The organism is Arthrobacter sp. sptzw32 (genome assembly GCF_059089735.1).
Genome location: NZ_JBNHEZ010000001.1, coordinates 250,325 through 269,970 on the forward strand (window position 1 = coordinate 250,325; position 19,646 = coordinate 269,970).

Below are 19,646 nucleotides of genomic sequence, written 5' to 3' on the forward strand. Positions count from 1 at the left end.
AGGAGCGTCCGCCGGGATGCGGATAGTGTTGAAAGCATGGATGAGAGCGCAGGCCCCCGGCAGTCCGAAGAACCAGCCAGGGACAGGGGCCCTGCCAGATTCGCCCGGCCTGCACTGATCGCCGGCTCCCTGGTGGCCGTGGTTTGCATCGGACTCCTGGTGGTCATCTTTTTCCTTGATACGTTCAACGCCACCGTTTACTCAGTGGGCGGCAATGACATTGCCGGCGACACCCAGGAGGCGCGGGACATCCGCGGGCTGTACGACGGCGCCCGGGCCGGCAGCATCGCCGTTCTGGTTTTCGCACTGCTGACGGCCGCTGCCGCGGGCGCTGTTCTTTACCGGGCCCGGAAGTCGGCTGCCGGCGACGGCGAGGGCGGGGAAGACGTCGGCTTTGATGACCTGGGACGTTGAGGCGGCCTGCCGCCTGCACTGGTCAGCAGCACCCCGGAAATAACCAAAACGCCGCCGAGGACCTGCGGAACAGTGATGGGCTGGCCCAGGATCACGGTGATGATGGCGGTGAACACGGCAATGAGGTTCAGGTAGTTGCCGGCGTTGGCCGCTGTGGTGCGCTTGAGGGCGAGGTTCCACAGCAGGTAGGAACCCAGCGAGGGGAACAGGGCGATAAACGCCAGGGACCAGCCCTCTGCAGGGGTTTCGGGGAGGCCGGCGCCCGCCACCACCGCGAAGGGGCTGAGGACAGCGGCCGCCATGGCCACCTGCACCGCCGTGGAGGTGACCGCGGGGATGCTCAGCCGGCGGGCGATGATGGTGTAGAGGCCCCAGACGGTGATGGCACCGACGATCAGGAGCTCGCCCCTGTTGATCGAGAAGGTCAACAGGCGCTGCAGTTCTCCGCCGGTGAGCACCAGCAGGACGCCCAGGAGGCCCAGGCCGATGCCCACCCAGCTCAGCGGGCGCGGCCTGTCCCGAAGCAGGACCACCGCCAGCACCATGATCAGGGCCGGATTCGCCGCCGTCACCAGGGAGGCGTTCAGGGCGGACGTGTTCTGCAGGGCACTGTAGAGCAGCAGCGTGTAGCCGCCCATGCCCAGGGCGCTCAAAAGCAGCAGGACCGGCCAGCGGCGCAGGACCGCCCTCCAGTCCGGCCGCTCCACGAAGTGGGCGAGCACCAGCAGCGGCACCGCGGCCAGCACCCAGCGCCAGAACGTCAGCTGAAGCGGCTCCATGGTCCGCATGGCGGCCTGGCCCACCACAAAATTTCCGGCCCAGAAAAGGTTGGCAAGGATGAGGTAAACGGCGGCGCGCACCGCTCAAATCTACACGCAGACAAGTACTCCAATGACGAAAGGCTGGCACTCGCCTTGACCGAGTGCTAACCCTTACATAGAGTCTTCATTAGCACTCTCCCTAGGAGGGTGCTAACACATGAAGAGCTGCCAGCCAGGCTGCTGCCGGCACCGCGACGACGGTTACCAGCCAAGGCCGAAAGCTTTCCAGTCCACGAATTTGCTGACGAAAAGGAGAGGTCCGAGTGTCGGTCTCTATTAAGCCTCTTGAGGATCGTATTGTTGTCCGCCCGCTCGAAGCCGAGCAGACCACGGCTTCCGGCCTGGTCATCCCGGACTCCGCGCAGGAGAAGCCCCAGGAAGGCGAAGTTGTTGCAGTAGGCCCCGGCCGCTTCGAAGACGGCAACCGCGTCCCGGTGGACGTAGCAGTCGGTGACGTAGTCATCTACTCCAAGTACGGCGGAACCGAAGTCAAGACCGGCGGCACCGAATACCTCGTGCTGTCCGCCCGCGACGTCCTGGCGATCGTCGTAAAGTAACTCTCCGGATCCCCGTGCCGCTGGTCCTGCATTCTGCTGGCCGGCTGCGCGGGGTTCTGTCTTGAAAGGACAAAACCATGGCAAAGCAGCTTGCGTTTAATGACGCTGCACGCCGGTCTCTTGAAGCCGGTATCGATAAGCTCGCCAACACCGTCAAGGTGACGCTCGGCCCGCGCGGCCGCAACGTCGTCCTGGACAAGAAGTGGGGCGCTCCCACCATCACGAACGACGGCGTCACCATCGCACGTGAAGTTGAGCTGGACGACCCGTACGAGAACCTTGGCGCACAGCTGGCCAAGGAAGTCGCCACCAAGACCAATGATGTTGCCGGCGACGGCACCACCACGGCAACGGTCCTGGCCCAGGCCCTGGTCAAGGAAGGCCTGCGCAACGTAGCGGCAGGCGCTGCTCCCGGCCAGATCAAGCGCGGCATCGAGGTTTCCGTTGAAGCCGTTGCTGCCCGCCTGCTGGAAAACGCCCGCCCCGTCGAGGGCACCCAGGTGGCCAGCGTTGCAGCAATCTCCGCCCAGAGCGAAGAGGTTGGTGAGCTCCTCGCCGAGGCATTTGGCAAGGTTGGCAAGGATGGTGTGATCACCATCGAGGAGTCCTCCACTACCCAGACCGAACTGGTCCTCACCGAGGGCATGCAGTTCGACAAGGGCTACCTGTCCCCGTACTTCGTCACTGACGCAGAACGCCAGGAAGCTGTCCTCGAGGATGCCCTCATCCTGATCAACCAGGGCAAGATCTCCTCGGTGCAGGAATTCCTGCCGCTGCTGGAAAAGGCGCTGCAGAGCTCCAAGCCGCTGTTCATCATTGCTGAGGACGTCGACGGCGAGGCCCTGTCCACGCTGATCGTCAACCGCATCCGCGGCACCCTCAACGTGGTAGCCGTCAAGGCCCCCGGCTTCGGCGACCGCCGCAAGGCAATGCTGCAGGACATCGCCACCCTTACCGGCGCACAGGTTGTGTCCCCGGAACTGGGCCTGAGCCTGGATACGGTTGGCCTTGAGGTGCTGGGTACCGCCCGCCGCATCACGGTCACCAAGGACAACACCACCATTGTTGACGGCGCAGGTTCGGCCGAAGACGTGGCAGCACGCGTTGCCCAGCTCCGTGCCGAGCTGACCCGCACCGACTCCGACTGGGACAAGGAAAAGCTGCAGGAACGCCTGGCCAAGCTGGCCGGCGGCATCGGTGTCATCAAGGTCGGCGCAGCCACCGAGGTTGAGCTGAAGGAAAAGAAGCACCGCATCGAAGATGCAGTGTCCTCCACCCGCGCTGCCCTCGAAGAAGGCATCGTGGCCGGTGGCGGTTCCGCACTGATCCACGCACTGAAGGCCCTGGACGAGGACCCCGCCGTCAAGGCCCTCGAAGGTGACGCCGCCGCTGCTGTGGGCATTGTCCGCCGCGCCCTGGTCCAGCCGCTGCGCTGGATCGCCCAGAACGCCGGCTTCGACGGCTACGTCATCACCGCCAAGGTTGCCGAACTCGAAACCAACAACGGCTTCAATGCCAAGTCGGGCGAGTACGAAGACCTGATCGCCGCAGGAGTCATTGACCCCGTCAAGGTCACCCGTGCGGCCCTCCGCAACGCAGCCTCCATCGCTGCACTGGTTCTCACCACCGAGACCCTCGTTGTGGAGAAGCCTGCCGAGGAAGACGAGCACGCGGGCCACAGCCACTAGTCCCCACCGTCTTCCTGACGGCGGGGCGCAGGTCTGGAAAACCGGCCCAGCGATTGCTGGGCCGGTTTTTTCGTCTCCCTACTTCCTCACCCTGTACCGCACGTGCGTGGCGAACGGTGAAGCGACAGTCTTGACAATTTCCAGGTCAACGTCCTGGCCAAAGCCGTCGAACAGACGCTTGCCGGCGCCCAGGATTACCGGAGCTGTCGAGAGCACCAGCTCATCCACCCTGCCGGCGGCCAGTGCCTGCCGAATCACGTCCGCGCCGCCGCTTATGGACACGTCCCTGCCGCCGGCCGCCGCGGCAGCCTGCGCCAGGGCGTCGTCAAGTCCGGAGACAAAGGTGAACCCTGACGAGGCCGCCGGCTGGTCCTGGGTGCGGTGGGTCAGGACGAACAGCGGGCCGGGAAACGGGTTGGTCCCTCCCCATGCCCCTGCAGCGTCATACATCCCGCGGCCTACAATGCCGGCCCCAAAACGGGCTGCGAGTTCGTCGTAAAAATCCTTGTCCGGCCCCCGCATGGCGAAGTCATGGCCGCCCTTGTAGGTCCACGGTCCTCCCATCACCCAGTAATGCAGGCGTTCGCCGCCCTTGCCCAAGCCGTACCTCGGTCCGTCCCCAGGGCCGGTGATGAATCCGTCAACCGACGTGGTGATGGCTGCGATGACGCCCAATGGTCCTCCTCAAGGCAGGATGGAAGGCAAGTCGGCCGGCTGCCGCACAGAGCTAGGTGCCGGCCATGTCCCGCGTCTCGACGTCGCTGGCGCGCTCGTACACCAGTGACACTGCCCCCTTCGGGAAGCTGCGCGCCGGCTCTGCCAGGCGGAACGTGGCCGGGACCGTCCCGGCGTCGAACAGCCGTTTGCCCTGGCCGAGGGTTACTGGATAAAGCCAAAAGTGGAGGCGGTCAATCACGTTTGCCGCGAGCAGTGAACGGATAAGCACGCCGCTGCCGAACATGTGCACCTGGCCGTACTCCGCACGGAGCCGGCCCGCGGCCGTGGCATCCTGCAGGACAGTGGTTCCCGCCCAGGCGGGATCAGCCAGCGTGCTGGAGACGACGAACTTGGGCACCTTGTTGAAGGTGGCCCCGATGTCGTCGGATTGGTGCGGCCAGAAGGAGGCGAAGATATCGTAGGTTTTCCGACCCAGCAGCAGTGCATCGATCTTGCTGATCTCGGACTCTATGGTGGCCTCGGCCTCGTCGTCCGACACCGGTGCCTGCCAGCCGCCGAAGGCGAAGCCGCACGCGGTGTCCTCCTCGCGGCCGCCGGGCGCCTGATAGACGCCGTCAAGGGTGAGGAACAGGTTTGCGACGATGATTCCCACGCGTCCATTGTGAAACTGGACTTCGGCGCTGTCCAGCCTCCGCAGGGGTGCGTGGCAGACTGGTGCCATGCTGCTCGACGAGCTTGTGAAGACCGCGGATACCGTCGCGTCTACCCGCTCCCGGCTCGCGAAGGTGGATGCGCTCGCGGACCTGCTGCGCCGCCTCGGGCCCGCGGAGATCGCGACGGCGGTCGGCCTGCTGGTCGCCAAGCCGCGCCAGGGCAGGGTGGGGGTCGGCTGGCGCGGAATGTCCGCGGCCATGGGGGAGCCGGCCGCCGTGCCGGGCCTGACTGTGGCAGACCTTGACGCTGCGCTGGACCGGTTGCTGGTGGCGGCAGGTGCCGGGTCGGCAGCGGAGCGCGCCGCCACCCTCCGGACGCTGACGGCGGCAGCGACGGAACGCGAGCAGGCCTTCATTTCCGGGGTGCTGCTGGGCGAACTGCGGACCGGCGCGCTGGAGGGGGTGCTGACCGATGCCATTGCCCGCGCCGCAAATCGCTCTCTGGACGCCGTGCGCCGTGCGGCAATGTTGACCGGCGATCTGGGCGGCACCGCCCTGTTGGCCATCACTGGCACGGAAGCGGAGCTCGACGCCGTCGGCCTCGTCGTCGGACGTCCCGTGCAGCCGATGCTCGCATCCACCGCGTCCAGTGCAGCTGCAGCGCTGGAGACCACGGGGGAGGCCTCCGTGGAGTACAAGCTCGACGGCGCCCGCATCCAGGTGCACCGCTCCGGTGACGAGGTGCACATCTACACCCGCACGCTGGCGGAGGTGACCCACAGGCTGCCCGAGGTGGTGGAGGTGGTGCGCGGACTGCCGGTGCGCGATGTGATCCTCGACGGCGAGACCCTCGCCCTTGACGAGGATGGCGGTCCGCGGCCGTTCCAGGAGACCATGTCCCGGTTCGGTGCTGATGCGGCGCGCAGCATGTTGCTGCATCCCTGGTTTTTCGACGTACTGCACATGGACGGCCGCGACCTGCTGGATGAGCCGCTGGTGACGCGCATCGGCGTGCTCGACCGCATCGCCCCCGGGCACCGCATCCCGGGCGAGGTCACGGCGGATGCGGCTACGGCTGAAAGGGTGTCCCGGGACGCGCTGGCCGCCGGCCATGAAGGTGTGCTGGTTAAGGCCGTCGGCTCCACCTACGCGGCCGGCCGCCGCGGCTCGAACTGGGTCAAGGTCAAACCCGTGCTCACCTATGACCTGGTGGTCCTCGCCTGCGAGTGGGGGTCAGGACGGCGCACGGGGCTGTTGTCGAACCTGCATCTCGGAGCGCTCGACCCCACCGGTGAGTTCGGTGAACCCGGCAGCTACGTGATGGTGGGTAAAACCTTCAAGGGCCTCACGGATGCCCTGCTCCGCTGGCAGACTGAGAGGTTCCAGGAGCTTGAGGTACGGCGGACGGCGGGCACTGTCTGGATGGAGCCGGTCACCGTGGTGGAGATCGCCATCGATGGAGTACAGCAGTCCCCGCGCTACCCCGGCGGAATCGCACTGCGCTTCGCCCGTGTGAAGCGCTACCGGGACGATAAAACAGCTGCGGAAGCGGACACCATCCAGACCCTGCGCGGGCTGCTGCGTTCGTAGGTTGTGCCGGTTCTCCAGGGGGCGTACGGTGACGCTTAAGTACCGGCGCCGCCTGCGTGGCGCCGGGTAGGAAACGCGACTGCGGCACGTCGGCTGGGTGGGTACCGGAAGGAGGCCACGGTGCCGGCTGGGACAGGAATTGATGCGGGCCGGTCAGCCTTCCGCGAGCAGCGCTGGACCGATGCCTTCGAGAGCTTCCGGGACGCGGACCAGCGGGGCGGACTTCCGGCAGCGGATCTTGAACGGCTCGCGACAGCGGAGATCCTCACCGGCAACAGGGGCGCGGGCATCGACACCCTCACAAGGGCGCACGAGGAATACCTCGTCGTTGGTGACATTGCCGGCGCCGCCCGTTGTGCCGCCTGGCTGGTGATGCACCTGGGGAACACGGGGGAGACCGCCCGTGCAGGTGGCTGGCTGGCGCGCGGCCAGAGGCTGGTTGACGAACTCCCCGAACCCGACGCCGTGCAGGGCTTTATGCTCGTCCCGGTTGCACTGGCCAAGCTTTACGGCGGTGAGCCGGAAGCGGCACTCGAGCTGTTCTCCCGGGCGGGGGAATTCGGCGCAAGGTTTCAGGACAAAGACCTGTCCGCGCTGGCCCTGCTGGGTTCGGGCCAGGCAACCCTGGCACTGGGCAAGGCTGAGGAAGGCCTCCGGTTGTTTGACGAGGCCATGGTGGCCGTGACCGCGGGGGAGCTCTCGGCCATTCCGTCGGGCATCATCTACTGTGCAGTCATTGGCAACTGCCAGGTGGCTTTTGACTTGCAGCGGGCCTTGGAGTGGACCACGGAACTGGACCGCTGGTGCCGTGCCCGCCCTGACACGGTGGCGTTCAGCGGCCAGTGCCAGGCACACCGGGCCGAGCTTTTCCGCTTGCACGGAGCCTGGGCCGAAGCGTTGGCGGCTGCCTCCATAGCCCAGGAGCGTTCCACCAAAGGTGATATCTGGGCGCTTTACGGCGGATACTACCAGCAGGGCGAAGTGCAGCGCCTTATCGGGAACCTGGATGCCGCAGAGGCTTCCTACAGGCAGGCTGCCGGCAGCGGGTATGAACCACAGCCGGGCCTTGCACTTCTTTCATTGGCGCGCGGGAACGCCAGGCAGGCGCAGGCGATGATTAGAAGGGCCGCCGGCGCAGCGGACGCGGCCACCCGCCGTCACCTGCTGCCCGCGTTGGTGGAGATCGAACTGGCAGTACCCGATGTGCAGGCGGCACGGCAGGGAGCGGAGGAGCTGACCTTTTTTGCCGGCGAGTGCCCCCGGCCCATGGTGCGTGCGGTGGCCTGCCAGGCTGACGGCGCTGTCCGGCTGGACGAGGGCGACCCCAACGGCGCCTCCCAAGCCCTTCGGCGGGCGTGGCACCTGTGGCTCGAACTGGGTGTCCCGTACGAAGCTGCCTGCTGCCGGGTCCTGTTGGGGCGGGCGTGCAGGGACCTCGGCGATGAGACTTCAGCGCAGATGGAATTCGAAGCCGCCCATGCCGAATTCCTTGAATTGCGGGCGGCGCCCGCCGCTGCCTGGGCGGCGTCGCTCATGAGGAAGGACGACGTCGGCGCTCCCGGCCCGCTGACGCCCAGGGAAGCTGAGGTGCTTCGGCTCGTGGCATCCGGCGAAGGAAACCGTGCCATCGCGGCGGCCCTGTACCTGAGCGAAAAGACGGTGGCCAGGCACATCAGCAACATCTTCCTGAAGCTCGGGTTGCCCTCCAGGGCCGCTGCCACCAGGTACGCCTTCGAACACGGGATTGCGGGCTGACACGGGCCTGCACAAATTTACCCATTCTGGCCCGGCTGACAGATGCATGTTTTGGCCGACGCGGGCAGGACGTCCCCGATCATAGCCTCAAAGCATGAACCTTCCAGTCCTCGCAGGCACACTGTCAACGGTGCTGTTCGCCGTGGGAATGCTGCCGATGCTGGTGAAAGCCGCCCGCACCCGGGACCTTGCCTCCTACAGCCTGGGGAGCCTGGTCCTCACCAATGTGGCCAACGCCGTGCACTCCGTCTACGTCTTCCACCTCCCGGCCGGACCCATCTGGGTCCTCCACTTCGCCTACATCACGGCATCCGCCCTGATGCTGGCCTGGTGGCTGCGCTACGGGAAGAAGGACCACGGCGATGAGGGCACCAAGGCGCCAGGACCGGAACGCTCAGCAGCAGGCATCCCCGTCAGCACAACAGGAGCACAGCCATGAACAGCAGCAACGCGTCCGGCATACTGGACACGATCATCATCGGTGGCGGCCAGGCCGGCCTGGCCCTGGGCCGCCACCTGAAGGAACAACAGCGGAACTTCGTCATCCTGGATGCGAATCCGCGCACCGGCGACGCCTGGCGCCAGCGCTGGGACTCACTGCGGGTGTTCACCCCCGCGAGATACGACGGACTGCCCGGCGAACCCTTCCCTGCCGATCCCCTGTCCTTTCCCACGAAGGATGAGATGGCCGCCTACCTGGAAGGTTACGCCGCCAGGAACAGCCTGCCTGTGCTCCACGGCACCCGCGTGGAGCGGCTGTGGAAGGAAGGGAACCTGTTCATCGCGGCAGCCAACGGCAGCCGCTGGGTGGCCCGGAACGCCGTCGTCGCCAGTGGGGCAGAACAAGTCCCCAAGGTTCCCGGCTTTGCGCAGCAATTGGCACCTTCCACAGTCCAATTCCATTCCAGCGCCTACCGGAATCCCTCCCAACTGCAGGAGGGGCCGGTCCTGGTGGTGGGGCTAGGGAACTCCGGAGCCGAAATTGCCCTGGAGGTAAGCCGGACGCATCCCACGTTCGTCGCTGGAAAGCCCGGCGGGCAGATTCCGGTAAAGCATGGCCGGACAGCGGCACGGTACTTCCTGCCCTTGGTGCGCTTCCTGGGGCTGCACGTGCTCACGCTGGATTCGCCTGTCGGACGCAAGGCAGCGCCCAGCTTCAAGGCACACGCCGCGCCCCTGATCAGGACCAAAACCAAGGACCTGGCCGCTGCAGGAGTGCAGCTGATGCCGCGGGTGGCCGCAGTGCAGGACGGAAAGCCCGTCCTGTCCGACGGAACAGCACTCAGCGTAGCCAACGTGATCTGGTGCACCGGGTTTCGCCCGGACTTCAGCTGGATCGACCCGGACCTGCTCGACGCCGGATCGATGCCGCGGCAGCACCGCGGCGTTGCACTCGATATCCCCGGGCTGTTCTTCCTGGGACAGGAATTTCAGTACGCCGCGGCATCCGCCACCCTTCCCGGGACCAGCCGCGACGCCCGCTACCTCGCGGGCAAAATCCCTGCGTTGGGTAAGATTGATGTTTTGCCTATGCGCGTGTGAGGTCTTTTTGTGTCGATAGCGGGAACAGATGCTGCAGCCGGCACGCCTCCAGGAGCCGCTGCCAAGGGCCGGAAACCAACTTTCCGGCCCGAGGTGCAGGGGCTCCGCGCCCTCGCCGTCCTGATGGTGGTTGCCTACCACGTGTGGCTGGGCAGGGTTTCCGGCGGCGTGGACATCTTCCTGCTGATCTCGGCGTTCCTGCTCACGCTTTCCTTCGTCCGGAAAGCCGAAGCAGGGCGGCCGTTCGGGCTCCTGGCGCACTGGCTGCACCTGTTCAAACGGCTGCTTCCGGCGGCAGTGGTGGTGATCCTCGGTGTCCTCGCCGGGACCTGGCTGATCCTTCCGCAGAGCCGCTGGCCGCAGGTGCTGGACCAGGCGTGGGCGTCGCTGCTCTACACCCAGAACTGGCTGCTCGCAGACACAGCAGTTGACTATTACGCCCAGGACCACGCCGGCGCCAGCCCGCTGCAGCACTTCTGGTCGTTGTCCATCCAGGGACAGGTGTTTATCCTGTGGCCTTTGATCTTCGCCAGCAGCGCATCGCTGCTGGTGCTGCTGCACCGCGTCCCGGCACTCAAAAGGGTCAACTACCGAGGACTGCTGGCGCTGGTCTTTGGCGCCGTCTTCGCTGTCTCGCTGGCCTACTCCATGGAGCAAACCGCCACCAACCAGGCATATGCCTACTTCGACACCAGGGCACGGCTCTGGGAGTTCGCGCTGGGTTCCCTCCTGGCACTGGCGCTGCCCTACCTCAAACCTGCCCGGGCACTGCGTGTGGTCCTTGGCTGGGCGGGACTGGCAGCGATGATTTCCTGCGGCCTGCTGCTGACCGTGGACCGGCAGTTCCCCGGATATGTCGCGCTGTGGCCCACCCTTGCCGCGGCCGCGATTATCATCGCCGGGCACACCGGCAGCCGCTACGGTGTGGACCAACTCCTGGGCAGCAGGCCCCTGGTGGCGCTCGGTGACAATTCGTACGCCCTGTACCTCTGGCATTGGCCCGTGCTGGTGCTCGCGCTCGCGGCAACCGGCGTGGAGGCACCCAACCTGGCCCAGGGACTGGGTATTGTCGGTGCTGCTGTGGTCCTCGCCGTGCTCACCACCCGTTTCGTTGAAAAGCCGCTCCGTGACTGGCGCTGGCCTGAGCGCCGGGCCTGGCGCACCGCCGTCGTTATTGCGGCCTGCGGGGCAGTCCTCGCCGGTCCGGTCGCCGTCTGGCAGACCACGCTCACGGCAGAGGAAAGCGCGACGGCGGCGCAGCCGCGCGAGCTCACGCCCGGGGCGGCAGCCCTCAGCCCGGACAACGCGCCGGTGCCGGTTCCCGGCGCCAAAATCATTCCCGGTCCGGCCGCCCTGGACCACGACTGGGCCGGAATCCACGCCCCCTGCACCGGCGCCAACGCCACCAGCAACCCCATCCTCGAGGGTTGCCGCCAGGAAGTCCCGGAGCGGGAAGTGACGAAACGCATCGTCGTCCTGGGCGACTCGCACTCCCAGCAGTACCTGGGTGCGCTGGCGCCTGTTGCGGCTGCGCGTGGCTGGGAACTGGTGACGCTGCTGATGCCGGCGTGCCGCTTCGGGGCTGAATCGCTGGAGAGAAACGCGGAGTGCAATGCCTACAACCGGGCAAGCGCTGCCTACGTTCTGGAACATCAGCCCGATGCGGTCTTCACGGTGGCAACGTTGACCCACGAGGAAGCCCCGTTCGAGACTGACGTTCCGGGTTACCTCGCGGGCATCAGGCCATTTGCTGATGCCGGGATCGAGATCATCGGAATTCGGGACAACCCCCGCTTCACCTTCAACATGCCGGAGTGCATCCAGCGGAACGGACCTGACGCGCCGGAATGCAGCGTGTCACTGGAACAGTCCCTGGTGAACCCCTCGCCGCTGGACAGCTATTCGGGCCAAATCGAGGGGCTGCATTTGATGGATCTGAGCGATTTCATCTGTGCCCGCGGCATCTGCCCCGGCGTGGTCGGGAACGTGTACGTCTACAAGGACGACAACCACCTCACCAGGACCTATGTGGAGAGCATGATGCCCATGTTCGAGCAACGGCTGCTGGCCGCAACGGGCTGGAGCTGACGCCCCTGAGGAGGGGCCACACGCGCAGGATTCCCGGGCGCTTCCGGGCGGGGGTGCGGTGTGGCGCGTGCAGTTGCTCACATTGCCGGTATGGAATAGGGGGATCGGCGCCGAGGTTCTAATATTTACTCAACACTTTCTGACCCCGGAACGCCGCCTGTAGTGGTGGTCCCGACCTTCTGCACAGGCCAGTCCCGTAATGACGGGCTGGTCATCGGCTGCAACCCCTACCCCCACAGCAACCAAGGTAAGAGGCGCACTCATGACCGAGCCCGAACACAACCCCTTTGGCTTCATCGGCCTGACCTACGACGACGTCCTGCTCCTTCCCGGCCACACCGAAGTCATCCCTTCCGAGGCGGATACGTCCTCCCGGATCTCCAAGCGCATCACCGTGCAGACGCCCCTGCTGTCCGCGGCCATGGACACCGTGACCGAATCCCGGATGGCCATCGCCATGGCCCGCCAAGGCGGCCTGGGCGTGGTGCACCGCAACCTGTCCATCGCGGACCAGGCGGACCAGGTGGACCGCGTCAAGCGCAGCGAGTCCGGGATGATCACCAACCCGCTGACCATCAGGCCCGAGGCGACCCTGCGCGAATTGGATGACCTCTGCGCCCAGTATCGAGTCTCAGGCCTGCCCGTCGTGGACGAGGACAACCGCCTGCTGGGCATCGTCACTAACCGCGACACCCGCTTCGTGCCCGAATCCGACTTTCCGCTACGGCTCGTCAGTGATGTCATGACCAAGATGCCCCTGGTGACCGGGCACGTTGGCATCAGCCGCGAGGAAGCCTCGCACAAGCTGGCCACCAACAAGATCGAAAAGCTCCCGCTGGTGGACGAGCAGGGCCGGCTCAAGGGCCTGATCACCACCAAGGACTTCACCAAAGCGGAGCAGTACCCGCTGGCCACCAAGGACGACGAAGGCCGCCTCCGCGTCGGTGCGGCCATCGGCTTCTTCGGGGACGGCTGGGAGCGCGCCATGGCACTGGTTGATGCCGGCGTCGACGCCCTCTTTGTGGACACCGCCAACGGCCACTCGCAGGGCGTGCTGGACATGATCCGCCGCCTCAAGTCCGATCCCGTGGCAGCGCACGTGGACGTCATCGGCGGCCAGGCCGCCACCCGCGAAGGCGCCCAGGCCCTGATCGACGCCGGCGCCGACGGCATCAAAGTGGGCGTGGGCCCCGGCTCCATCTGCACCACCCGCGTGGTGGCCGGTGTGGGTGTCCCGCAGATCACCGCGATCTACGAATCCGCCAAGGCTGCCATCCCAGCCGGCGTTCCCCTCATTGCCGACGGCGGCCTGCAGTACTCGGGCGACATCGGCAAGGCGCTGGTTGCCGGAGCCGACACCGTAATGCTCGGCTCCCTCCTGGCCGGCTGCGACGAGTCCCCGGGCGAGCTGATCTTCGTCAACGGCAAGCAGTTCAAGTCCTACCGCGGAATGGGGTCCCTGGGTGCCATGCAGTCCCGGGGAAAGAACACGTCCTACTCCAAGGACCGCTACTTCCAGGCCGACGTCTCCGGCGACGACAAGCTCATCCCCGAAGGCATCGAAGGCCGGGTGGCCTACCGCGGACCGCTGGCTTCCGTGGCCTACCAGCTGGTGGGCGGCCTGCGGCAGACCATGTTCTACACCGGCGCCCCCACCGTTGCCGAACTGAAAGCCCGCGGCAAGTTCGTCCGGATCACCCCGGCCGGCCTGAAGGAATCGCACCCGCACGATATCCAGATGACCGTCGAGGCGCCGAACTACGGATCGCGCTGACAACGGCAGGGGACAGGACGAAGGGCCAGCCGCAACGCCGGCTGGCCCTTCGTCCGTATGCCCGGGCGGTGGCCCAGGTTCTGCGGGTCAGTTTCCGGGCCTCACCCGGCGCTGTGGCCATGAAGGTGCTCGGCTCACTGATCTCCGCCGTGCTGCCGCTGGTCACCACCTACTTTGCCGCGCTCACCACCACCGCGCTGGCTGCTGCCTATGCCGGTGACGCCGGAGCCGGCCAGCTTGCCATCGTCTACGTGATCATCACCGCCGCCCTGGGCCTTTTCTGGGGTGCGTTCAAGAGCGTGGACCGGTACATCCAGCAGTTGATGAGCTTCAAGGTCGGCGCCATCGTCGGCGACCAGATGTACGAGCGCTTCCTCGCCCTCGAGTTCTGGCGCTACGACGACAAAGAAACCGTTGACCTGTACGACCGCGCCAAGAGGTTCTCCGACTCCTACGCAAGGGTGCTGGACCGGATTGCCGCGATCTTCACCCAGCTCGTCTCGGTCATCCTCGCCGTGGGCGCTCTGCTCCTGGTCAGCTGGTGGATCGCGGTGATCGTCCTGGTGGCCATCGTGCCCAGCGTCTACCTGCAGTTCAAGCTGTCCCGGGAACAAATAGCGCACTGGAACACACAGGTCGATTCCCGGCGGCAGCGCCGGATGATCGAGCAGAACCTGCTCCGGCCGCAGCACATCGCCGAGATGCGCCTTTACGGCATCGTGCACTTCCTGATGGACTTCCGGTCCCGCCTCCGTGACGCCGACGAGCGCCGGCGTCTTGATTTCCAGCGCCGCTACATCCCCAAACAACTCGCCGCCGACGCCCTCCAATATGGTGCGGAAGTGGTGTCGCTGATCTGGGTGGTGGGGCAGATCATCGCCCGCGCCCAGCCGGTGGGCCAGTTCCTTTATGTGCAGCAGATCGTCAGCCGGGCACTGTCCACGGCCAACAGCCTGGTATCGTCCCTCAGCTCCATCGACGAGGACCTGGCAAACCTCAAGGACTACGAACTGTTCATGGCCCTGCCGGTCCACTCCGAACACGCGCCGCCGCTGCTGCAGTCCCCGAAGACCGTGGAGCTCAAGGACATCCGCTTCACGTACACCGGAAGCGACATCGAGGTGATCCGCGGGATCAGCATGACTATCCGCGAAGGCCAGCACATCGCCATCGTGGGGGAGAACGGCGCCGGAAAGTCCACGCTGATCCGCATCCTTGCCGGCCTCTACCGCCCGGACTCGGGGCAGGTAATGCTCGACGGCGTGGACCTCGCCGCCGTCGACGTCACCTCCTGGCACCGCCACCTGGCGGTGCTAAGCCAGGAGTTCCTCAAGTACGAGTTCGCCACGGCGGCGGAAAACATCTATTTCGGCGACGTCGACTCACCCCGGGACGCTGACCGCATCCGGCGGGCGGCGGCGGACGCCGAGGCCCTGGATTTCATCAACAAACTCCCCAATGGACTGGACAACCACGTCAGCAACTGGATGGAGGATCCCCGGGGCCGCAAGGGCAGCGGGCTGTCCGGCGGCCAATGGCAACGCCTGGCGATGGCCCGCAACTTCTACCGGAACGCCTCCTTCATGGTGATGGACGAGCCGACGTCCGCCATCGACGCCCTCGCCGAACACCGGATCTTTACCCGCCTGTTCGCGGACCGCAGCAGCACCATCATCGCCATCAGCCACCGCCTCGCCACCATCGAAAAGGCCGACATCGTCTACATGCTGGAGGACGGGCAGATCGTGGAGCAGGGCACGCACCGGGAGCTGGTGGCTCTGCGCGGCCGCTACTTCCGGATGTTCGAGTCCCAGCTGAGCGCCCCCACCAGCCCCCTTGCCTAGCGGCCGCTGGAGCCAGGAAACCTGCCGGGCGCGGGCGCAGCCGACGAACTCCAGCTTCCCACCACCGTGGTGCGGACCCGGGCAAGGCTGGGCCTGGACGGGACGCTGCTGAAGCCGAACGTCACGGGAGGCAGGATGGGAGCCAGCGTGCCGGCGTCGTTCCCGTCCCAGCTGACGACGGCGGAACTGATGCCGTGGAGGTCAGTCACCCCGTAATACTCGTGCCGGCCGCTTCCGGCACTTCCGGAGGTCCGTGATCCGCCGCTGAGAAGGGCGGCGACCGGGCTGATCGCGCCCAGCCAGCGGGGGTGGACGGCGAGCGGCCGGGGCAATGCCAGCAGCGCGCTGCCCAGGAGGGTCCTGCGGCCCAGCCGGGCGCGGACAGCCAGGGGGCCGGCGTCGACCGTTATGAGGTCCCGGGCCAGGGTGGTGGCTACCTCCAGCACCCGGACCTCGTCGAAGCTGTAGGTATCGGAGATGAAGCCGGCCACCTCGGCCGTGGGCGCCAGCAGCAGGCGGTGCCCGGAGGGCTGCTGGACCATGACATCCGAGAACGGGCCGAAAGGTGAGGTCTGCCAGATGCCCACGACCGCGCGCAGACCCGACCCGGTGCCGACGCCGGCAATGTGACCGTCAAACACCCACCGCGAAGCCATCCCACCACTGTAGCCAAGGACAACACCGCTGCTGGGATAACCTAGAGCAGTGACTTACGAGATCGAGATCGGCCGTGGCAAGCGTGGGCGTCGTGCCTACTCCCTGGATGACATTGCGATTGTCCCCAACCGTCGTACCCGCGACCCCAAGGACGTTTCCGTCTCCTGGCAGATCGACGCCTACCAGTTCAGCATGCCGGTGATCGCGGCGCCCATGGACTCCGCAATGTCCCCGGCAACAGCCATCGCGCTCGGCCGGCTCGGCGGCCTCGGTGTTCTCGACCTTGAAGGCCTCTGGACCCGGTACGAGGACCCGCAGCCCATTCTCGATGAAATCGGGGCGCTGGAGGACGAGACCAACAGCCCGGCAGTGACGGGGCGGATGCAGGAGCTGTACAAGGCCCCCATCCAGCCTGAACTGATCACTTCCCGCCTCGCTGAGATGCGCGCCGCCGGCGTCACCGTGGCCGGCTCGCTGACCCCTCAGCGCACCCAGGAGCACTACAAGACCGTGGTGGCCGCCGGCGTCGACATCTTCGTTATCCGCGGCACCACGGTGTCCGCCGAGCATGTCTCGAAGGACCACGAGCCGCTGAACCTCAAGCAGTTCATCTATGAACTGGACGTCCCCGTGATCGTGGGGGGTGCGGCGGGCTACACTCCCGCGCTGCACCTGATGCGCACCGGCGCCGCCGGTGTCCTGGTGGGCTTCGGCGGTGGCGCCACCACCACCACCCGCCGTGCCCTGGGCATCCACTCGCCCATGGCGTCCGCCATTTCCGACGTCGCCGCCGCGCGCCGCGACTACATGGACGAGTCCGGCGGCCGCTACGTGCACGTTATTGCCGACGGCGGCATGGGCAGCTCGGGCGATATCGTCAAGGCCATCGCCATGGGCGCCGACGCCGTGATGCTGGGCAGCGCCCTCGCCAGGGCCGAAGAGGCGCCGGGCAAGGGCTGGCACTGGGGCCAGGAAGCACACCACCTGGAACTGCCCCGCGGGGACCGGGCAAACGTGGGAACCGTCGGTCCGCTCGAGGAAGTCCTCTTCGGACCGGGGCACCACACCAACGGAACCTCCAACCTCATCGGCGCGCTCCGCCGCTCCATGGCGACCACCGGCTATTCGGACCTGAAGGAATTCCAGCGGGTCGACGTCGTGGTTTCCCCCTACGCAGGGAACTGACGCGGGCGCCCAGGATCCCATCGCTTCCTGCGCCCTGCCCAAAGCGTGCCGCGACGAAGTAGGGTGGTTGCACTACCGGGACTAGCGGCACTGGAGGCGTTCGATGAAGAGTGTTCGTGCTAACGGCGGGGCCCTGGGCCCCGCAGCCAGGGAAGCAGCCATCCAAAGGCTGCGCGCAACCGCCGAGCCGGGCCAGGAACTGGATATCCTGATTGTCGGCGGCGGCATCGTGGGTACCGGTGCAGCCCTTGACGCCGTCACCCGTGGACTGGACGTGGGGATAGTCGAGGCGAACGACTGGGCCGCCGGCACGTCTTCCCGGTCCTCGAAGCTGATCCACGGCGGCCTGCGCTACCTGGAGATGCTCGACTTTGGCCTGGTCAAGGAAGCGTTGCAGGAGCGCGGGCTGCTGCTCTCCGAATTGGCGCCCCACCTGGCCCGGCCCGTGCCATTCCTGTACCCGCTGACCAAACCCTTCCTCGAGCGGCCCTACGTGGGCGCCGGCATCGCCCTCTACGACGCCATGTCCATATCCAGCGGACACAGCCGGGGAGTGCCCTTCCACAAACACCTCACCAGGCGCGGCACGCTGCGCGCTGCACCGAGCCTGAAGAACGATGCCTTTGTAGGCTCCATCCGCTACTACGACGGCCAGGTGGATGACGCAAAGTACTGCGCCAACCTCATCCGCACAGCCGCCTACTACGGCGCCCACGCCGTGAACCAGATGGCAGTGGTGGACTTCCTGCGTGAAGGCGAACGGGTGGTTGGCGCCAAAGTGGTCAACCACGAGGACGGGACCCAATTCAACATCCGGGCGAAGCAGGTCATCAACGCCACAGGGGTCTGGACCGATGAAACCCAGGCCATGGTCACCGACCGCGGCCAGCTGAAAGTCCGGGCCTCCAAGGGCATCCACCTGGTGGTTCCACGGGACCGTTTCCAGTCCACCGTTGGCCTGATCCTCCGTACCGAGAAGTCGGTGCTGTTCGTCATCCCGTGGGGCCGGCACTGGATCATCGGCACCACGGACACGGACTGGCACCTGGACAAAGCCCACCCGGCCGCATCAAGCAAAGACATCGACTACATCCTCGAACACGTCAACAAGGTCCTGAAGCGCCCGCTGACCCGCGAAGACGTCGAAGGGGTCTACGCGGGCCTGCGCCCGCTGCTGGCGGGTGAGAACGACTCCACCGCCAAGCTGTCACGGGAACACGTGGTGGCGCACCCCGTTCCTGGTCTGGTGGTGGTGGCCGGCGGAAAGTGGACCACATACCGGGTCATGGCCAAGGACGCCGTGGACGAGGCCACGCGCACCATGGACGAGCGGGTGCCGCCCAGCTGCACGGAGACCATCCCCCTGCTGGGGGCGAGCGGCTACAAGGCTGCGTGGAACCGCCGGAACCGCACAGCCGAGGAATCCGGTGTGCACGTTGCCCGCATCGAGCATTTGCTCAACCGGTACGGGTCCCTGACCCCGGAAGTGCTGGCCATTATCGAAGAGAACCCCGCGCTGGCCGAACCGATTCCCGGGGCCGATGACTATCTGCAGGCCGAAGCTGTGTACGCGGCAAGCCACGAGGGCGCGCGCCATGTCAATGACGTCCTGACCCGGCGGACCAGGATTTCCATCGAGGCCTGGGACCGGGGCGTGTCTGCCGTGCCCGTAGTCGCTAAACTGATGGGTGACGTCCTTGGCTGGAGCGACGCCCAACGTGAAAACGAGGTCAGGCACTACATTGCACGGGTGGAGGCGGAGCGCCTCAGCCAGCAACAGCCGGATGACGAATCCGCAGACGCCGCCCGCCTGGGTGTGGAAGATATCGTGCCCTTGCGCTGAGGGGCCGGCCGCACCAGCACTGCTGACTGAAGGGATACGCCTTGGCGGAACCACTTGACCGGTACGACGCCGGCCTCACCACGCCCGAAATGGTGATCCTGGAGCTTGAAGCATCGGACAAGGTGGACGCCGCCACCCAGCTCGCGGAACGGCTCTTCGCCGCCGGACGCGTATCGGACCTGCCCGGATTCCTTCAGCACGTCAACGCGCGTGAGCACCAGCTGGCAACCGGGCTGCCCGGCGGTATCGGACTGCCCCACGCCCGCAGCGAATTTGTGTCGCGCACTTCCATAGCCGTCGGCATCGCCAAGTACGGCCACGCCCTGGACTTCGGGGCCGCGGACGGTCCGGCCACGGTTATCCTGCTGATCGCCACCCCGGCCAGTTCCTTCTCCGACCACCTTGAGGTCCTGGCCACGCTGGCCCGCTCCCTGTCCAAGGAGTCATTCCGCGAATCGCTGCGCCGCGCCTACGACGCCGAAGTGATCGCGGAGCTCATCAATTCGAGCCTGGTGTTCTTCGACCACTGAGGCCTGGGACTGCGGCTGCCCTTTCCA

General features: G+C 66.3%; 17 protein-coding genes. 13 read left to right on the forward strand and 4 right to left on the reverse strand.

Annotated features, from left to right (window positions below; genetic code table 11):
• Positions 1–36 precede the first annotated feature (36 nt).
• The gene (locus AC5RVN_RS01220) at positions 37–414 is read left to right on the forward strand and encodes a hypothetical protein (protein WP_494105494.1); all 378 of its coding nucleotides are present in this window, start codon (positions 37–39) and stop codon (positions 412–414) included.
• On the opposite strand, the gene AC5RVN_RS01225 is transcribed toward AC5RVN_RS01220, so the two are convergent.
• Positions 339–1,274 (reverse strand): DMT family transporter, encoded by a 936-nt coding sequence (locus AC5RVN_RS01225; protein ID WP_494136830.1) that lies wholly within the window; start codon positions 1,272–1,274, stop codon positions 339–341. The two genes, AC5RVN_RS01220 and AC5RVN_RS01225, sit on opposite strands and share 76 nt — an antisense overlap.
• Positions 1,275–1,498: 224 nt before the next feature.
• Here AC5RVN_RS01225 and groES point away from each other — a divergent pair, with 224 nt between their 5' ends.
• Positions 1,499–1,792 carry a co-chaperone GroES gene (gene groES, locus AC5RVN_RS01230; protein WP_003805290.1) on the forward strand — a complete coding sequence of 98 codons (294 nt, stop codon included), beginning with the start codon at positions 1,499–1,501 and terminating at the stop codon, positions 1,790–1,792.
• 77 nt (positions 1,793–1,869) lie between these two features.
• Entirely contained in the window at positions 1,870–3,480 is a 1,611-nt protein-coding gene (groL, locus tag AC5RVN_RS01235; RefSeq protein ID WP_461187321.1) for a chaperonin GroEL, read from the forward strand.
• 78 nt (positions 3,481–3,558) lie between these two features.
• Here the strand turns inward: groL and AC5RVN_RS01240 are convergent, their stop codons facing one another.
• Together AC5RVN_RS01240 and AC5RVN_RS01245 are read right to left on the reverse strand one after the other, a co-directional pair.
• A complete protein-coding gene (locus tag AC5RVN_RS01240) occupies positions 3,559–4,155 on the reverse strand; it encodes a dihydrofolate reductase family protein (protein WP_494136831.1) in 597 nt (198 codons plus the stop codon).
• A gap of 52 nt (positions 4,156–4,207) precedes the next feature.
• Positions 4,208–4,810, reverse strand: a complete 603-nt coding sequence (locus AC5RVN_RS01245; RefSeq protein ID WP_494136832.1) for a dihydrofolate reductase family protein — start codon at positions 4,808–4,810, stop codon at positions 4,208–4,210.
• A gap of 67 nt (positions 4,811–4,877) precedes the next feature.
• On the opposite strand from AC5RVN_RS01245, the gene AC5RVN_RS01250 reads away from it, so the two are divergent.
• The 7 genes from AC5RVN_RS01250 to AC5RVN_RS01280 all read left to right on the forward strand — a co-directional run bounded on the left by AC5RVN_RS01250 (position 4,878) and on the right by AC5RVN_RS01280 (position 15,404).
• Positions 4,878–6,401, forward strand: coding sequence for an ATP-dependent DNA ligase (locus AC5RVN_RS01250; RefSeq protein ID WP_494136833.1), 1,524 nt, complete (start codon positions 4,878–4,880; stop codon positions 6,399–6,401).
• A gap of 120 nt (positions 6,402–6,521) precedes the next feature.
• The gene (locus tag AC5RVN_RS01255) at positions 6,522–8,156 is read left to right on the forward strand and encodes a helix-turn-helix transcriptional regulator (protein ID WP_494136834.1); all 1,635 of its coding nucleotides are present in this window, start codon (positions 6,522–6,524) and stop codon (positions 8,154–8,156) included.
• Between the two features lie 94 nt (positions 8,157–8,250).
• Positions 8,251–8,595, forward strand: a complete 345-nt coding sequence (locus tag AC5RVN_RS01260) for a hypothetical protein (RefSeq protein WP_494136835.1) — start codon at positions 8,251–8,253, stop codon at positions 8,593–8,595.
• Positions 8,592–9,698, forward strand: a complete 1,107-nt coding sequence (locus tag AC5RVN_RS01265) for a flavin-containing monooxygenase (protein WP_494136836.1) — start codon at positions 8,592–8,594, stop codon at positions 9,696–9,698. Before AC5RVN_RS01260 ends, AC5RVN_RS01265 begins: the two co-directional genes overlap by 4 nt.
• Positions 9,699–9,707: 9 nt before the next feature.
• Positions 9,708–11,786 (forward strand): acyltransferase family protein, encoded by a 2,079-nt coding sequence (locus tag AC5RVN_RS01270; protein WP_494136837.1) that lies wholly within the window; start codon positions 9,708–9,710, stop codon positions 11,784–11,786.
• A 262-nt stretch (positions 11,787–12,048) separates the two neighbouring features.
• Positions 12,049–13,560, forward strand: coding sequence for an IMP dehydrogenase (gene guaB, locus AC5RVN_RS01275; protein ID WP_493969892.1), 1,512 nt, complete (start codon positions 12,049–12,051; stop codon positions 13,558–13,560).
• On the forward strand, positions 13,551–15,404 hold the full coding sequence (locus AC5RVN_RS01280; protein WP_494137084.1) for an ABC transporter ATP-binding protein: 1,854 nt from the start codon (positions 13,551–13,553) through the stop codon (positions 15,402–15,404). The genes guaB and AC5RVN_RS01280 overlap by 10 nt, the downstream gene beginning before the upstream one ends.
• Here AC5RVN_RS01280 and AC5RVN_RS01285 read toward each other — a convergent pair.
• Complete coding sequence (locus AC5RVN_RS01285) at positions 15,401–16,060, reverse strand: hypothetical protein (RefSeq protein ID WP_494136838.1); 660 nt, start codon at positions 16,058–16,060, stop codon at positions 15,401–15,403. The two genes, AC5RVN_RS01280 and AC5RVN_RS01285, sit on opposite strands and share 4 nt — an antisense overlap.
• Positions 16,061–16,109: 49 nt before the next feature.
• Between AC5RVN_RS01285 and AC5RVN_RS01290 the strand changes: the two genes are divergently transcribed.
• The 3 genes from AC5RVN_RS01290 (at position 16,110) to AC5RVN_RS01300 (ending at position 19,619) form a co-directional block, all read left to right on the forward strand.
• Positions 16,110–17,246 (forward strand): GuaB3 family IMP dehydrogenase-related protein, encoded by a 1,137-nt coding sequence (locus AC5RVN_RS01290; RefSeq protein WP_494041907.1) that lies wholly within the window; start codon positions 16,110–16,112, stop codon positions 17,244–17,246.
• 103 nt (positions 17,247–17,349) lie between these two features.
• The gene (locus tag AC5RVN_RS01295) at positions 17,350–19,089 is read left to right on the forward strand and encodes a glycerol-3-phosphate dehydrogenase/oxidase (protein ID WP_494136839.1); all 1,740 of its coding nucleotides are present in this window, start codon (positions 17,350–17,352) and stop codon (positions 19,087–19,089) included.
• Positions 19,090–19,130: 41 nt separating this feature from the next.
• Positions 19,131–19,619 (forward strand): PTS sugar transporter subunit IIA, encoded by a 489-nt coding sequence (locus AC5RVN_RS01300; protein ID WP_494041905.1) that lies wholly within the window; start codon positions 19,131–19,133, stop codon positions 19,617–19,619.
• Positions 19,620–19,646: the final 27 nt, after the last annotated feature.